At 66.6% G+C, this 16,418-nt stretch carries 14 protein-coding genes; 1 reads left to right on the top strand and 13 read right to left on the bottom strand.

Annotated elements, in window-relative coordinates; translation table 11 throughout:
• The first annotated feature begins 30 nt into the window (after positions 1–30).
• On the top strand, positions 31–789 hold the full coding sequence (gene fnr, locus H3H37_RS06745; RefSeq protein ID WP_182160874.1) for a fumarate/nitrate reduction transcriptional regulator Fnr: 759 nt from the start codon (positions 31–33) through the stop codon (positions 787–789).
• Positions 790–865: 76 nt separating this feature from the next.
• Here the strand turns inward: fnr and H3H37_RS06750 are convergent, their stop codons facing one another.
• From H3H37_RS06750 to H3H37_RS06810, 13 genes are all read right to left on the bottom strand, one after another.
• Positions 866–1,411, bottom strand: coding sequence for a FixH family protein (locus tag H3H37_RS06750; protein WP_182160875.1), 546 nt, complete (start codon positions 1,409–1,411; stop codon positions 866–868).
• 17 nt (positions 1,412–1,428) lie between these two features.
• Entirely contained in the window at positions 1,429–2,817 is a 1,389-nt protein-coding gene (gene ccoG / locus H3H37_RS06755) for a cytochrome c oxidase accessory protein CcoG (protein WP_182160876.1), read from the bottom strand.
• Positions 2,818–2,829: 12 nt separating this feature from the next.
• Complete coding sequence (ccoP, locus tag H3H37_RS06760) at positions 2,830–3,801, bottom strand: cytochrome-c oxidase, cbb3-type subunit III (protein WP_182160877.1); 972 nt, start codon at positions 3,799–3,801, stop codon at positions 2,830–2,832.
• A complete protein-coding gene (locus tag H3H37_RS06765; RefSeq protein WP_182160878.1) occupies positions 3,794–3,961 on the bottom strand; it encodes a cbb3-type cytochrome oxidase subunit 3 in 168 nt (55 codons plus the stop codon). Before H3H37_RS06765 ends, ccoP begins: the two co-directional genes overlap by 8 nt.
• 2 nt (positions 3,962–3,963) lie before the next feature.
• Complete coding sequence (gene ccoO, locus H3H37_RS06770; RefSeq protein ID WP_182160879.1) at positions 3,964–4,578, bottom strand: cytochrome-c oxidase, cbb3-type subunit II; 615 nt, start codon at positions 4,576–4,578, stop codon at positions 3,964–3,966.
• Positions 4,579–4,593: 15 nt separating this feature from the next.
• Complete coding sequence (gene ccoN, locus H3H37_RS06775) at positions 4,594–6,021, bottom strand: cytochrome-c oxidase, cbb3-type subunit I (protein WP_182160880.1); 1,428 nt, start codon at positions 6,019–6,021, stop codon at positions 4,594–4,596.
• Between the two features lie 123 nt (positions 6,022–6,144).
• Positions 6,145–6,318: a cbb3-type cytochrome oxidase assembly protein CcoS gene (gene ccoS / locus H3H37_RS06780; protein WP_182160881.1), complete on the bottom strand. Its 174-nt coding sequence runs from the start codon at positions 6,316–6,318 to the stop codon at positions 6,145–6,147.
• A 30-nt stretch (positions 6,319–6,348) separates the two neighbouring features.
• The gene (locus tag H3H37_RS06785) at positions 6,349–8,784 is read right to left on the bottom strand and encodes a heavy metal translocating P-type ATPase (RefSeq protein WP_229218713.1); all 2,436 of its coding nucleotides are present in this window, start codon (positions 8,782–8,784) and stop codon (positions 6,349–6,351) included.
• Between the two features lie 137 nt (positions 8,785–8,921).
• Positions 8,922–9,695, bottom strand: a complete 774-nt coding sequence (locus tag H3H37_RS06790) for a sulfite exporter TauE/SafE family protein (protein WP_182160882.1) — start codon at positions 9,693–9,695, stop codon at positions 8,922–8,924.
• 10 nt (positions 9,696–9,705) lie between these two features.
• Positions 9,706–11,154: an oxygen-independent coproporphyrinogen III oxidase gene (gene hemN, locus H3H37_RS06795; protein WP_182160883.1), complete on the bottom strand. Its 1,449-nt coding sequence runs from the start codon at positions 11,152–11,154 to the stop codon at positions 9,706–9,708.
• A gap of 51 nt (positions 11,155–11,205) precedes the next feature.
• On the bottom strand, positions 11,206–12,867 hold the full coding sequence (locus H3H37_RS06800; RefSeq protein WP_182160884.1) for a methyl-accepting chemotaxis protein: 1,662 nt from the start codon (positions 12,865–12,867) through the stop codon (positions 11,206–11,208).
• 209 nt (positions 12,868–13,076) lie between these two features.
• Positions 13,077–15,197 carry an EAL domain-containing protein gene (locus H3H37_RS06805; protein ID WP_182160885.1) on the bottom strand — a complete coding sequence of 707 codons (2,121 nt, stop codon included), beginning with the start codon at positions 15,195–15,197 and terminating at the stop codon, positions 13,077–13,079.
• A 138-nt stretch (positions 15,198–15,335) separates the two neighbouring features.
• Positions 15,336–16,271 (bottom strand): DUF808 domain-containing protein, encoded by a 936-nt coding sequence (locus H3H37_RS06810; protein ID WP_182160886.1) that lies wholly within the window; start codon positions 16,269–16,271, stop codon positions 15,336–15,338.
• Between the last annotated feature and the right edge of the window lie 147 nt (positions 16,272–16,418).

The following is a 16,418-nucleotide window of genomic DNA, read 5'->3' on the forward strand; positions in this document are numbered from 1 at the left end:
ATTTGGCGGCAAATCAGCTACACTGGCAGCATGATACAAGCTCTTCCCTCCCTAGTTTTGCCGGGTGTGTCGGTGGAAGCGTTGCGCGCGCGCTGTTCCAGTTGCAGCATGCACCAGCTGTGCTTGCCCATGGGGCTCGATACGGCGGACATGGAGCGGCTCGACCAGATCATCGGCCGGCGCCGCAAGGTGCCGCGCGGCGCCACCCTGTTCCGCATCGGCGATCCGTTCGCCAGCCTGTACGCGATACGGCTGGGCCACTTCAAGACGTTCCAGGTCAATCCGGACGGCGCCGAGCAGATCACCGGCTTCCAGATGTCCGGCGAGCTGCTGGGCATGGATGCCATCAGCACCGACCGCCACCATTGCAATTCCATCGCGCTCGAAGACAGCGAAGTGTGCGAGATCCCGTTCGGCAGCCTGCAGCAATTGCTGGTCGATATGCCAACCTTGCTGCGCCACTTCCACCGCATGATGAGCCAGGAGATCACGCGCGAGCAAAGCGTGATGCTATTGCTGGGCAATATGCAGGCCACCCAGCGCTTCGCCGCCTTCCTGGTCAACCTGTCGTCGCGCTACGAGGCGCGCGGCTATTCGGCCACCACCTTCCAGCTGCGCATGACGCGCGAGGAGATCGGCAACTACCTGGGACTGACCATCGAAAGCGTAAGCCGGCTGCTGTCCAAGTTCAAGAAGGAAGGCATGCTGCGGGTCAGCAACCGCGAAATCGAGTTGCTCAACCCGGCCATGCTGAAGGCCATCACGGCCGGCACCCGCACCTGCGGCTGAGCAGGCGGGCATAAAAAAAGGGCGCCTGCGGGCGCCCTTGTTGTTTCTGCGGCAGCGTTGCTGCCTGTCCGCCCGCTTATTCGGCAGGTGCGTTCGACGGGGTGTCGGCGCGCAGCTGGATTTCGCGTTCGGCCGGCCAGTTCCACACGCCGTCGAGGCGCCAGTCGCGCTTTTCGCTTTCCACCTGCACCAGCCAGCGGCTGCGTTCGAGCATGGGCAGCGCCACCGAGAACGCGCCGTCGGCGTCCGGCTGCACCACCAGTTGCACATCCTTTTCCGGCAGCGTGGCGTGGGCCAGGTGCAGCAGCAGGCGACCGGGCTGGGCCTTCACGGGGCTGTCCAGGCGGCCCAGCAGTTCGCCTTTTTCCGGCTCGTAGCGCAGCGCCACGTCCAGCTTGAGCGCGGTGGCCACGCGGTCGCGCCGCAAGTCCTGGTTGATGGCCTTGCCCTGCTTGTAATAGTCGCCCACCACCAGCGCGTCCTGGCGCGTGTAGGCCAGCCACATGGTGTAGCTGCCGGCCACGATCACCAGGAACGGGCCCAGCATCAACAGCCAGGGCCAGCGGTGGCGGTACCAGGGCAGGCTGCGTGCTTGCTGGTCGATGGGAATCACTTCTGCCATGGTGTTACTCCTGATCCTTAGCGCGGTACGATGAAGACCGCATGTTCACTGACGTGCAGGCTGGGGTCGTCGATCGCCTCCAGCTCCACCTCGATCTTGTTGGAACCCTTGTGGCCGGCGTCGTGGTCGGCGCGCAGGCGGATCGGGTAGGCCAGCGTTTCCGTGGCGCCCACCTTGACCGTGTCGGCCGTCACCTGGTGCAGGTGCTCCATGCCTTCAACGCGGATGCGGTAGGTATGCGCTTGCTCGGTGGTGTTCATGATCTGCAGGCGGTACACGTTCTCGATCATGCCATCCTCCACTTCGCGGCCCATGGCGCCGCGGTCGCGGATCACGTCCATCTTCAGCGGGGTGCGCAGCCACAGGGCGCTGCCCACGGCCGCCACGATCAGGCACAGGATGCCGGTGTAGATCAGCACGCGCGGACGCAGGGCGTGGGCGCGGATCTGGGCCGTCGTGTAGTTTTCCGCCATCGCGTGGTCCGTGCTGTAACGGATCAGGCCGCGTGGCAGGTCGATCTTGTCCATCACGCCGTTGCAGGCGTCGATGCAGGCCGCGCAACCGATGCACTCGTATTGCAGGCCCTTGCGGATGTCGATGCCGGTCGGGCACACCTGGACGCACATGGTGCAGTCGATGCAGTCGCCCAGCTTGCTCGTGTCGGCATTCTTGCCGCGGGCGCCGCGCGGTTCGCCGCGCTTGCTGTCGTAGGTGATGATCAGGGTGTCGCGGTCGAACATGGAGCTCTGGAAGCGCGCATACGGGCACATGTATTTGCACACTTGCTCGCGCATCCAGCCCGCGTTGCCGTAGGTGGCGAAGGCGTAGAACACGACCCAGAACCATTCCCACGGGCCGAAGCTGAGGGTGGTGACCTCAGCGGCCAGTTGTTTGATGGGGGTGAAGTAGCCGACGAAGGTGAAGCCGGTCCAGAGCGCCAGGGCGGCCCAGACCACGTGTTTGGTGGTTTTCTTGAGGAACTTCTTGAGCGAGGGGCCTTGCTTGTCGAGCAGCATGCGCGCGCTGCGCTTGCCTTCGATCTTGCGTTCTATCCACAGGAAGATTTCCGTGTAGACCGTCTGGGGGCAGGCGAAGCCGCACCACACGCGCCCGGCCACGGCCGTGGCCAGGAACAGCAGGTAGGCGCAGATGATGAGCAACGCCGCCAGGTAGATGAAATCCTGCGGCCACAACACCAGGCCAAAGATGTAGAACTTGCGGGCCGCCAGATCGAACAGCAGGGCCTGGCGGCCATTCCACTGCAGCCAGGCGAAGCCGTAAAAGACCAGCTGGGTCAGCCAGACAAAGACCCAGCGCAAGCTGGCGTAACGGCCCTTGGTTTCGCGCGGGTAGATTTCCTCCCGCGCCGCATACATCTTGATGACTTGAGGTTGTGGCGCATTCATTGCATTGCTTCTTTACGGCTTGGCGGCAGCGGCTGTGGCGTCGGCGGTGGCCGCCACCTCGGCAGTGCCGGGGGTGTTGGACAGGCTCCAGATATAGGCAGCGAGCACATGGACCTTGCCTTCACCGAGGAACTCGCCAAAGGCCGGCATCGTATTGTTGCGGCCCTTGCGGATGGTTTCCATGATGGTTTCCAGACTACCACCATAGAGCCAGATCTTGTCCGTCAGGTTAGGCGTGCCCAAGGCTTGGTTGCCATGCGCGTCGGCGCCGTGGCAGGCCATGCAGGCGCCAAACTTGGCCTTACCGAACACGGCCTTGATGGGGTCGTGCGTGGAACCGGACAAGCTCAGCACGTAGTTTGCCACGTTTTCGACATCCTTGTCTCCGCCCAGCGCCGCGCCCATCGGTGGCATCACGCCGTGACGGCCGCCCATGATGGTGGTCTTGATGATTTCGGGCGTGCCGCCGTGCAGCCAGTCCTTGTCGGTCAGGTTGGGGAAGCCCTTGTTGCCGCGGGCGTCGGAACCATGGCACTGCGCGCAGTAGGTCAGGAACAGGCGTTCGCCCATGGCGTGCGCCTTGGGATCGGCCGCCACGGCCTTCAGGTCCTGCTTCAGGTACTGGTTGAACAGCGGGCCGTAGTCGTTCTCGGCCTGCTTCAGTTCCGCCGCGTGCTGGCCACCGGAAGTCCAGCCCAGGCTGCCCTTGTAGGTGCCCAGGCCCGGATACAGGAACAGGTAGGCCAGCGCGAAGATGATGGTGATGTAGAACAGGAACATCCACCAGCGGGGCATCGGGGTGTTCAGTTCCGTCAAGTCCTCGTCCCAGATGTGGCCGGTGGTGCCGACCGGACCGTCGTGTTGCTGGTTCGGGTCGGCCTTGATCTTGGACTGCGAGTACAGCAGGATGGCGCAGCCGAACACGCCCAGCATGGTCAGGACGACGATGTAAATGTTCCAGAAACCGCTGGTGAAATCAGACATGGGTATGCTCCTCGTCATCGGCGAACGGCAGTTGGGCTGCGGTCGCATAGGCGGATGCGCGGTGGCCCGAATAGGTCCACCACAAGATGCCGACGAAGGTGATGAAGGAGATCACCGTCATCACGCTGCTGGCGTTATCAAAAATGGTCTCGAGTGCCATGACTAGTTCCTCGTCTTGATTGCGGTACCCAGGCCTTGCAGGTAGGCGATCAGGGCATCTTCTTCAGTCTTGTCTTTCAGCTCGTCCGGTGCGGCGGCGATCTCCGCGTCGCTGTACGGATGGCCCAGCTTGCGCAGCGCGCGCATCTTGGGCTGGATCTCCGAAGGATCGAGCTTGTTCTGCGACAGCCATGGGTAGTTCGGCATGTTCGACTCGGGCACCACGTCACGTGGATTGTTCAAGTGCGTCTTGTGCCATTCGTCGCTGTAGCGGCCGCCCACGCGGGCCAGGTCCGGGCCGGTGCGCTTGGAACCCCACTGGAACGGACGGTCGTACACGTACTCGCCGGCCACCGAGTAGTGGCCATAGCGTTCCGTTTCAGCGCGGAACGGGCGGATCATCTGCGAGTGGCAGTTGTAGCAGCCTTCGCGCACATAGATGTCGCGGCCCGTCAGGCGCAGCGCCGAGTAGGGTTTCAGGCCGGCCACCGGTTCGGTGGTCGACTTCTGGAAGAACAGGGGGATGATCTCGACCGCGCCGCCCACGCTGACCACCAGCGTGACCAGGGCGATCAGCAGCCAGGGCTTGGTCTCGATCCATTCATGCGTAAATTTCATTTGTCGGCTCCAGGGTTAGGCGTGCTTGGTGGCCAGCGCGGGGATGCGGGCCACGGCCGTTTCCCGGTTGCGCAGCGTCATGTAGGTGTTGTAACCCATCAGGCACATGCCGGTCAGGTACAACAGGCCGCCCGATACGCGCACCACGTAGTACGGATAGGTGGCCTTGACGCCTTCCACGAAGGTGTAGGTCAGGGTGCCGTCCGGATTGACAGCGCGCCACATCAGGCCCTGCATCACGCCGGCGATCCACATGGCGGCGATGTACAGCACGATGCCGATGGTGGCGACCCAGAAGTGCACGTCGATCAGCTTGGTGCTCCACATCTTTTGCTGGCCCGACAGGCGTGGCAGCAGGTAGTAGATCGAGCCCATGGTGATGAAGCCCACCCAGCCCAGTGCGCCGCCGTGAACGTGGGCGATGCCCCAGTCGGTGTAGTGCGACAGCGAGTTGACGGTCTTGATCGACATCATCGGGCCTTCGAAGGTGGCCATGCCGTAGAACGACAGCGAGACGATCATGAATTTCAGGATAGGGTCGGTACGCAGTTTGTGCCATGCGCCCGACAGCGTCATGATACCGTTGATCATGCCACCCCACGACGGTGCCAGCAGGATCAGCGAGAACACCATGCCCAGCGACTGGGTCCAGTCAGGCAGCGCGGTGTAGTGCAGGTGGTGTGGGCCGGCCCACATGTAGGTGAAGATCAGGGCCCAGAAGTGCACGATCGACAGGCGATACGAGTACACGGGACGCTCGGCCTGCTTGGGGATGAAGTAGTAGACCATGCCCAGGTAGCCGGCCGTGAGGATGAAGCCCACGGCGTTGTGGCCATACCACCACTGGATCATGGCGTCCTGCACACCGGCGTAGGCCGAGTAGGACTTGAAGGCCGACACTGGCAGGCTGGCGCCGTTAACGACGTGCAGCAGCGTCACCGCCAGGATGTAGCCACCGAAGAACCAGTTGGCCACGTAGATGTGCTTGACCTTGCGGGTGATCAGGGTGCCGAAGAACACGGTGGCGTAGGCCACCCACACGACGGCGATCAGGATGGTGATCGGCCATTCGAGCTCGGCGTATTCCTTGCCGCGGGTCAGGCCCATCGGCAGGGTGATCACGGCGGAGAGGATGACGGCTTGCCAGCCCCAGAACGTGAAGGCGGCCAGCTTGTCAGAGAACAAACGCACCTGGCAGGTGCGTTGAACGACGTAATACGAGGTGGCGAACAGGCCACTGACGCCAAAGGCGAAGATGACGGCATTGGTATGGAGCGGGCGTAGCCGTCCATACGTCAGCCAAGGGATGTCCAGGTTCAGAGCCGGCCATGCCAGCTGGGCGGCGACAATGACGCCTACCAGCATGCCCACTATGCCCCAGACTACCGTAGCGATCGCGAATTGCTTCACGACCTTGTAGTTGTAGTTCAGTGCTTGATCCACTTGATGTTCTCCTGAGAACGCTTCGATGATGTGGATCAAAGGGTACGAGGAAGGACTTCAAAAATCTTTGATTTGGATCAAAATTGCCGGAATGAAGCCATGTGGAGACGGGGCCACGAGATTTCAATCACTTTTTTTGTCGTCAGGGGCAGGCGGACGGTCATCGTCCTGCAACACGCGCAGGCCGGGGCCCACCAGGTCGTCGAACTGGCCATGGTCGGCGGCCCGGAAGAACAGCCACAGGGCGCCGAACACCAGCAGCACGCTGAGGGGGATGAGCAGGTACAGGGCTTCCATGATGGCGAATGAATAATCTTTTAAAAATGATCAGGCGCGCCGCAGCCGCACGGCGTTGAGCACCACCACGGCCGAGCTGATCGCCATGCCGGCGCCCGACAGCCAGGGATTGAGCCAGCCCAGCGCGGCGGCCGGGATCGCCACCAGATTGTACAGCGTGGCCCAGGCCAGGTTCTGGCGGATCACGGCCATGGTGGCGCGCGCCGTGCGGGCCGTGCCGGCCACCGCGTCGAGCGAACCGGACAGCAGCACCGCGTCGGCCTGGGCCTGCGCCAGCGCCGCGCCCGAGCCCATCGCGAACGACACGTTGGCCGCGCGCAGCACGGCCGCGTCGTTGATGCCGTCGCCCACCATGGCCACCACGGCGCCGTCCGCTTGCAGTTTTTGCACATAGGCCAGCTTGTCGGCCGGCAGGCAACCGCCCTGCGCCTCCGTGATGCCGAGCGCTTCGGCCACGTGGCGGGTCAGGCCCGGCGTGTCGCCGCTCAGCAGCACCACCGTCTTGCCGGCGGCGCGGAAATAGTCGACCGTGGCGCGCGCGTCCTCGCGCAGCGCGTCCTGCAACAGGAAGCAGGCCAGCCAGCCTTGCGCGCTGCCGAGGAACACGGCCGTGGTGCCGGGCGCGCCGGCCACCAGCGGACCGTCGCCGTTGGGCCCGGCCAGGCCCGCCACGAAGGCCGCGTTGCCTAACCGGTAAAGTTGTCCATCCACCATGCCGGCCAGGCCCTGGCCCGGCGTTTCCTCCACTTGCGTCGCATTCCACGGCAAGGGGCCGTCGGCCGCCGCCGCCAGCGCGCGCGCCAGCGGGTGGGCGCTCGACGCTTCCAGCGCGGCGGCGATCTGCACGCAGTGGGCGCGGCGCGCGCCGCCATACAGCAGCACGTCCTGCAGCACGGGTTTGCCCACGGTCAGGGTGCCGGTCTTGTCGAACACGATGTGGGTGGCGCGGTGCAGCGTTTCCAGCGTTTGCGGGCCCACGGCCAGCACGCCGCGCCGCAGCAGCCGGTCACCGGCCGCTGCCAGCGCCGTCGGCGTGGCCAGCGACAACGCGCACGGGCACGACACCACCAGCACGGCGATCGCCACCGGCCAGGCGCGCGACGGGTCGTACCAATACCAGAAGCCGAAACTGAGCAGCGCGAAGACCAGCAGCGCCGTCACGAAATGGGCGGCCGCCTTGTCGGCCCACAGGGCGATGCGCGGCTTGCCCTGGCCGGCCCGCTCCACCAGCCGGATCAGGTCCGACAGGGTGCTGTCGCGCGCCGTGCGCGTGACGCGCGCCAGCACGGCGCGGCTGGCGTTGATGGCGCCGCCGGGCACGGCCTCGCCCACGTGCTTGAGCTGGGGCGCGCTCTCGCCCGTCAGCAGCGAGACGTCGAACGCCGTGTCGGCGTCGAGCAGCACGCAGTCGGCCGCCACCGCCTCGCCCGGCTTGACGAGGATCACGTCGCCCACGGCCAGCGTGGCGGCCGGCACCACGGCGCCGTCCAGTTGTTGCGGATAGCCGGCCACGCGGGTGGCCGAGGCCGGCAGCGCGTGGTGCAGCCGCTGCAACGCGCCGGCCGCCTTGCGCCGCGCCTGCAGCTCCAGGTAGCGGCTGCACAGCAGCAGGAAGATGAACATGGTGACGGAATCGAAATACACCTCGCCCGTGCCGCGCCACGTCGCCACGAGGCTGGCGCCGAAGGCGGCCACGATGCCCAGCGTGACGGGCACGTCCATGCCCGGCACCCGGGCCCGCAGGCTGGACAGCGCGCCGCGGTAGAACGGCAGCGCCGAATAGCAGACCGCCGGCAGCGTCAGCAGCAGGCTGGCCCAGCGCATCAGGGCCGCCATGGCCGGTTCCAGCGTGCCGTCGTCGCCGGCCAGGTAGGCCGGCGCCACGTACATCATCACCTGCATCATAGCCAGGCCGGCCACGAACAGCTGGCGGCCCAGGGTCTTGACGGCGCGCTGCAACTGCTCGCCGTGGCGGCCCGCCTCGTACGGGTAGGCCGTGTAACCGACTTCGCGCACGGCTTGCAGGATCCGGGCCGGCTCGCACAGCGAGGGGTCCCAGCGCACGTGGAGGGTTTCCGTGGCCACGTTCAGGTTCGCTTCGATCACGCCCGGCTGTTGTTGCAGGCGGCGTTCGATCAGCCACACGCAGGCGGCGCAGCGGATGCCCTCCACCGACAGGGCGGCGGCACGGCCATCTTCGCAGTCGGCGAAACGCGGATCGGCGTTGGTGTAGAGCTGCAGTTCGGGCGGCACCAGCTGGTCGGCGCTGGCGGTGGCGCCGAACTCGGTGCGGTCGCGGTAGTAGGCGCTCTGGCCGATGTCGACGATCGCCTGCGCCACGCTGGCGCAGCCGGGGCAGCACATGGCCCGGTCCACGTCATCGATGCGCACCGACCAGCGGCCGTCGCGCGGCAGCGGCAGGCCGCAGTGGAAGCAACCGGCCGGCGCGTTGGCAGCCGTGGCCATGGTCGCGTCTGCACCCGCGCCTGCGCGTGGCGCACCGCTGTCCATGACGGTGGGCGCCATGGCCGGTCCCGCCGGGGTGATTTCCGGCACGCTGCGTCGTTCAGTGCTGATGCTCATGTTGAGGTTTCCTTGCCGCTTCACGGATGACCCGTCAAGCATAGCGCATCGAGCCAGCCCAGCGAGGCGCCATGGCTGGCGCGCACCAGGCCCAGCACGCCAAAGCCCAGCACCAGCAAGCCGCAGGCGATGCGCACTTTGCGCTGTTGCAGACGGGCCCGCACGCCGGCGCCCATCAGGCCCAGCGTGACCAGCATGGGCAGGGTGCCCAGGCCGAACGCCAGCATGACGGCCGCGCCGTCCAGGGCCGAGCCGCTCAGCAGGGCTGTCAGCAGCACGCTGTAGACCATGCCGCACGGTACCCAGCCCCACAGCCCGCCCAGCGCCAGCGCCTTGAGCTGGCTATCCATGGGCAGCAGCAGCTTGAGCAGCGGTTGCACCCGGCGCCACACGATCTGGCCCGCGCTTTCCACGTGGGCCAGGCCGCGCCACGCATCCATCAGGTACAGGCCCAGCGCCACCAGCATCAGGTTGGCCAGCCAGTAGAACGCCAGTTGCAGCGTGGCCAGTCTGGCAAGGCTGGCGGCGCCTTGCGCCAGGCCGCCGGCCAAGGCGCCGGCCACCATGTAGCTGCTGATGCGGCCCGTGTTGTAGGCGGCCACGCGCAGCAGGCGCTGGCCGGCCGGCGCCAGCGACGCGGCGGGGGTAATGGCGATCACGCGCGCGGGCGGTGGCGTCGGTGCGCGCGGGGCGGTGGCCGACAGCGCGCTGACGATGCCGCCGCACATGCCGATGCAATGCACGCTGCCGGCCAGGCCGACAGCGAACACGGACAACAGGTGCGCGCCATTCATGGTGAACCGCTCAGATGGTGCGCGAGAAGCGCAGCGGCTGGCCCGGCTGCGGCTGCGTGCGCGCCATGCGCAGGTAGCGGTCGAACACCATGCAGATGTTGCGGATCAGCAGCCGGCCCTTGGGCGTGACGCTCAGCCAGTGCGGCTCCAGCGTGACCAGGCCGTCCTGTTCCAGCGGCGCCAGCGCTTCGAGCTCGGTGGCGAAATAGGTGCGGAAGTCGATCGGGTAGGCTTGTTCGATGGAGTCGATCGACAGTTCGAAATTACACATCAACATCTGGATGATGATACGGCGCAGCAGGTCGTCGCTGGTCAGCTTGATGCCGCGCGCCACGGGCAGCTTGCCCTCGTCCAGTTTTTCGTAATAGGCGTCCAGCGTCTTCTCGTTCTGGCTGTAGGTGGCGCCCACGGCGCTGATGGCCGACACGCCGCAGGCCACCAGGTCCGATTCCGCGTGGGTCGAATAACCCTGGAAGTTGCGGTGCAGCCGGCCCTGGCGCTGGGCCACGGCCAGGTCGTCGGTCGGCTTGGCGAAGTGGTCCATGCCGATGTAGACGTAGCCGGCCGCGCTCAGGCGGCGGATGCACAGCGCCAGCATGTCGAGCTTGACGGCCGACGGCGGCAGATCCGCTTCCAGGATGCGGCGCTGCGGCTTGAACAGGTGCGGCATGTGGGCGTAGTTGTACAGCGCGATGCGGTCCGGGCTGGCCGCGATCACCTGCTCCAGCGTGCGCGCCATGCTGTCCATGTTCTGCTTGGGCAGGCCGTAGATCAGGTCGATGCTGATGGAGCGGAAGCCGGCGTCGCGCGCGGCCTGCATCACGGCCAGCGTGTCCTCGGCCGGCTGGATGCGGTTCACGGCTTGCTGCACGTCGGGGTCGAAATCCTGCACGCCCAGGCTGATGCGGTTGAAGCCTTGCGAGCGCAGCGACTGCACCCGCTCGCGGCTGACCGTGCGCGGGTCGATCTCGATCGAGTATTCGCCGATGTCGTCGGGCGCGAACTCGAAGTGGTGGCGCAGGTGGGCCATCAGGTCGTCCATCTGGCGGTCGCTCAGGTAGGTCGGCGTGCCGCCGCCGAAGTGCAGCTGCTCGATGTGGTTCATGCCCGAGAACAGCTTGCCCTGCATCTCAATTTCCTGCTTCAGGTAGCTGAGATAGGTGGCGGCCTTGCTGCGGTCCTTGGTGACGATCTTGTTGCATGCGCAGTAATAGCAGATCGTGTCGCAGAACGGGATATGGATGTACAGCGACAGCGGGCGGCGGCCGCCGCGCATGCGCAGGCCGGCGATGGCTTCCAGGTAGTTACCGTAGCCGAAGTCCTCGCTGAAGCGGTCGGCCGTGGGATACGAGGTGTAGCGGGGGCCGGACTGGCTCAGCTTGCCGATGATGTCAGCGTCGAACTGCACCGTCGGGAAGTACGCGACGCTGGATGAGGCGCCGGCTGCGGTAGGGGACATGATCATTTCTGCTATCTAACTAACGGTGCGGTGAAGTCAAAAGGTGCGCGTTCAGGCCGCCAGGCGCTTGAGGTTGCTGGCAGGTTGCGCGCTGGTTCTGGCGGCGCGGCCACCACGATTCTGGCGCAGCGCGTGGCCGAAGTTGAACAGGCTCACGGCCTGGGTCAGTCCGGTCGCTTCCTGGGCCAGGCTGGCGGCGGCGGCGGCGGCCTCCTCCACCAGCGCGGCGTTCTGCTGGGTCACCTGGTCGAGGTGGGCGATGGCCGAGTTGACCTGGTCCACGCCAATGCTCTGCTCGCGCGAGGCGGTCGAGATGTCCTGCATGATGGTGGTCACCTGCTGCACCGACTTGACCACCTGCTCCATGGTGGCGCCGGCCCGGTGCACCTGCTCCATGCCGGCGCTGACCTTGCCGACCGACATGTCGATCAGGTTCTTGATGTCCTTGGCGGCCGTGGCGCTGCGCTGGGCCAGGTTGCGCACCTCGCCCGCCACCACGGCGAAACCGCGGCCCTGCTCGCCGGCGCGGGCCGCCTCGACGGCCGCGTTCAGGGCCAGGATGTTGGTCTGGAAGGCGATGCCTTCGATCAGGCTGATGATGTCGACGATCTTCTTGGACGAGTTGTTGATGTCGTCCATGGTGGCGATCACGTCGGCCACGATCACGCCGCCCTCCTGCGCCACGTTGGAGGCGTTCACGGCCAGCTTGTTCGCTTCCACCGAGTTGTCGGCGTTCTGCTTGACGGTGGCGGCGAACTCCTCGATGCTGGACGCCGTCTCCTCCAGGCTGGCGGCCTGGGCTTCTGTGCGGCCCGACAGGTCGGCGTTGCCGGCCGCGATCTGGCGCGTGGCCACGGCCATGGTTTCCACGTTCATGCGCACGTCGCGGATGGTGGCGATCAGGTTGCTGTTCATTTGTTCGAGCGCGCGCAGCAACTGGCCGACCTCGTCGGTGGAATCGGTCTCGAAATGGGCCGACAGGTCGCCGGCCGCGATCGAGCGGGCGCCGTGCAGGGCGCGGTTCAGCGGCTGCAGCATGCCCACCCGCAGCGTGTACCACAGGAATACGTTGACGATCAGGCCGATGAAGGTGGCGCCGAAGATGCCGTAGCTGACGGCCGTGTTGCGGCCGTCCGAACCGAGCAGGCTGGCCACGCAGACGCCAGCCAGCAGCGTGTTGACCAGGCTGGTGCAGGCCCAGATGCGCATGGCCAGCGACAGGTGGCGCATGCGGCCCAGCAGGCTGGCCAGGCCCGGTTGCACCACTTCGCCGTGGCGGATCGTGATGCCGGGTTTGTCCTTGGGTTGCTGGCGGATCGCGCGGTAGGCTTGCTCGGCCTTGGCCACCTGGTCACGGTCGGCCCGCACCCGCACCGACATATAGCCGATGGTGCGGCCGGCGTCGCGGATCGGGGTGATGTTGGCCTTGACCCAGTAAAAGTTGCCGTTCTTGCAGCGGTTCTTGACCAGGCCCGTCCATGGATAGCCGGCCTTGATCGAGCACCACAGGTCGGCGAACGCCTCGGGCGGCATGTCGGGATGGCGCACGATGTTTTGCGGCGAACCGATCAGTTCCTCGGCGGAGAAGCCGCTCACCTCGCAGAAATACGGGTTGACGTAGGTGATATTGCCGTCCAAATCTGTCTTGGACACGATGGCGTGATCATCCAAAACTTCCTGTTCGCGGTCGGTGACGGGCAGGTTGGTGCGCATGACGGCTATCTCCAAGGAAAAAAGTCTATTCTTGCTCTATCGCAAGCTATGTCGTCAAGTGTAAGGAGTCAGCCTCGTAAATTTATTGATTTAGATCAAAAATCTCCAGATTGGGATGCGCTAGGCGGCGGGCCCGCCAAGCCTGCCGCCATGCGGTTTTCGCAAGATTTGTCGTGCACGCGGCCGGCTGGCGCGGCTGTTGCTCCATGTCACGCGCGGCCGGCCGTCAGCGGGCGCAACGGGCCCACGGCGTAGCCCTGGGCGTAGTCGACGCCGATGGCCCGCACCTGGTCCAGGATGGCCTCGTCCTCCACGTATTCGGCCACCGTGCGGATGCCCATCACGTGACCGACCTCGTTGATGGCCTTGACCATGGCCCGGTTGATGGCGTTGGTGGCCAGGTCGCGCACGAAGATGCCGTCGATCTTCAGGAAGTCCACCGGCAGCGCCTTCAGGTAGGCGAACGAGGACAGGCCGCTGCCGAAATCGTCGAGCGAGAAGCTGCAGCCGAGCGCCTTGAGCTTGCCCATGAATTCTTGTGCTTTCGGCAAGTTGGCGATGGCGGCCGTCTCCGTGATCTCGAAGCAGATCTCGTCCGGCGCCACATCGTAGCGGCTGAATTGCTCGACGATGTAGTCGTGCAGCACGTCGTCGTTGAGCGAGGTGCCCGACAGGTTGACCGCGTAGCGGGCCGGGTGGCGCTGGCGGCTGTCGAGGTAGGCCTGGTCCGGCGCCAGGCTGTCGCGCATGCTCTGGATGTGGCGGCACACGGAGCAGATCACCCAGCGGTCGATATCGAGCATCATGTCGTAGCGTTCGGCGGCCGGGATGAAGGCGCCGGGCAGGATCAGGTGGCCCTTGGCGTCGCGCAGGCGCAGCAGCACTTCGTCGTGCGGCTGGCCCACGGCCGTCAGGCAGACGATGGGCTGGGCGTACAGCCGGAAGCGCTGCTGCCGGAACGCCTCCGTCAGGCGCGACACCCACAGCATCTCGCCATGGCGCTGGATCAGCCGCGAGTCCGACTCCTGGTACTGGTGCACGCGGTTGCGGCCCCGTTCCTTGGCCAGGTAGCAGGCCTGGTCGGCCGCCACCAGCAGTTCGCTCAGGGACTTGCTGTCGTGGTTGACCTCCACCAGGCCGATGCTCACACCCAGCTCGAAACTGCGGTTCTCCCACACGAAGCGGAAGCCCTTGACGGACTGGCGCAGGTCCTCGGCCACGTGCAGCGCCTGGGCCGGCGGGCAGTGGGGCAGCAGCACGCCCAGCTCGTCGCCGCCGAGCCGGGCCAGGATGTCGGAGTCGCGCATCTGGGTCTGCAGCAGCTTGGCCAGCAGTTGCAGCAGCAGGTCGCCGGCGCCGTGGCCGCAGGTGTCGTTGACCACCTTGAACTGGTCCAGGTCCAGGTACAGCAGTGCGTGCACGTGGCCTTCCTGCTTGGCGCTGTGCAGGGCGCCGGCCAGCTGGTTTTCGAATTCGCTGCGGTTGATCAGGCCGGTGAGCATGTCGTGCGTGGCTTGCCAGCTGAGCTGGCGGCTCAGGCGCCGCTCGTGGCTGACGTCGCGGAACACGATCACCGCGCCCAGCAGTTCGTTCTCGTCGGACCAGATCGGGGCGGCCGATTCCTCGACGGCGATGTGGCGCCCTTCGCGCGTTACCAGCAGGCTGTGGTCGGTCACGGCGATGGTCTGGCGCAGCCGCAGGCATTTCAGGGCCACGTGCTCCTGCTCGGCGCCTTGTTCTCCCTGCTCGTCGACCAGGCGCAAGGTGGTGGCGATGCCCACCCCCTGGGCCAGTTCGGTGGTCCAGCCCGTCAGTTGCTCGGCCACCCGGTTCAGGTAGAGGGTGCGGCCGTCGGCGTCGGTCGTGATGACGCCTTCGCCGATCGAGCGCAGCGTGATCTCGGCCAGCTCGCGCTGGCGCGCCAGGTGCCGTGCTTCGGCTTTGCGGCGGGAAATGTCCCAGATCATGCCCAGGGTGCCGGTGGGCTGGCCTCCGGCCGAGAACATGACCCTGGCCTTGGCCGTCAGCCAGTGCACGGTGGTGTCGGGCCAGATCACGCGAAATTCCAGCTCGTAGCCATCGCCACGGTCCACGCCGGCCTGCATGCGCCGCTGCACGGTATCGCGGTCGGCCGGGTGTACCAGGTCCAGGAACTCGGCATAAGGCTGCGACAGGTCCTCGGCGGCAAGGCCCAGCAGCGCCGGCCCCGGCGCCCGCCAGTGCACGGTGCTGCCGGTAACGTTGCCGTCCTGCAGTTGCGCATCCCACAAGGTCATGTGGGCCGCCTCCAGCGCCAGCGCCAGCGCCAGTTTCTGCTGCTGTGTATCCATGGTGTACTCCCGCGCGCGGCGGGCGTGCTTGCGCCGTGCCTGCCGTGCACGGACCGTGCGCGGACCAAGTGCCGTTCCAAGTTGGACTGCGGCGGCGCGGCGCGGTTCCGTGCCCGGCCGTCATCGGCGTCGTCGGCGTCAGCGGCCTGGCAACAGGCGCCGCAGGCGGCCGGCCAGGCCGGCCACGGCCAGCGCGGCGGCGCCGGCCAGCACCCCGGCCACGGCGTTCAGCACGCTGGGCGTGACGGGCGCCAGTACGGGGCCGGCCACCGGCACCAGACCGGCTGTGCGCGCGGCCGCCTCCAGCAGCGCGTGGCTGCCCGGCACGCCGTGCAGCAGGATGCCACCGCCGACCATGAACATGGCCACCGTGCCGGCCACGGAGAGCAGCTTCATCAGCCGGGGCGCGGCCGCCAGCAGCAGGCTGCCCAGCGCCTTCAGGGCGACGCCGCCATGCTGGCGCAGGTACAGGCCGGCGTCGTCGAGCTTGACGATGGCCGCCACCAGGCCGTACACGCCCACCGTCATCAGCACGGCCACCCCGGCCAGCACGGCCACCTGCTGGCCGAACGGGGCCCCGGCCACCGTGCCCAGCGCGATCACGATGATTTCGGCCGACAGGATGAAGTCGGTGCGCACGGCGCCGGCGATCTTGTCGCGCTCCAGCGCCACCATGTCGATGGCGGGATCGGCGACGGCGTCGGCCAGCTGGTCGAGGTGCTGCGCGTGCTCGGTCCGGTGCAGATAAGTGTGGGCCAGCTTTTCAAAGCCCTCGTAGCACAGGTAGGCGCCGCCGGCCATCAGCAGCGGCGTGACGGCCCACGGCGTCAGCGCGCTGATGGCCAGCGCGGCCGGGACCAGGATGGCCTTGTTGCGCAGCGAGCCACGGGCCACGGCCCACACCACGGGCAGCTCGCGCTCGGCCTGCACGCCGGCCACCTGCTGGGCGTTCAGGGCCAGGTCGTCGCCCAGCACGCCGGCGGTCTTCTTGGCCGCCATCTTGCTCATCAGGGCCACGTCGTCGAGGATGGCCGCGATGTCGTCGATCAGGGCCAGCAGGCTGGAGCCGGCCATGTCAGTGGCGCTCCGCGGGGCGGGTGGTGGAAGATGTGTGGCGCATGGTGGGGCTCCGGGATGAAAGTCTGGCAATCTTACCTCAGCCGGGGCGGGCGGCGCGCGGCGGGAGCCGCTACAATGGCCGTTGCCGTGTGGCGCGTCGCC

Origin of the sequence: Rugamonas brunnea (genome assembly GCF_014042345.1) — a bacterium.
Lineage (GTDB): Bacteria > Pseudomonadota > Gammaproteobacteria > Burkholderiales > Burkholderiaceae_D > Rugamonas > Rugamonas brunnea.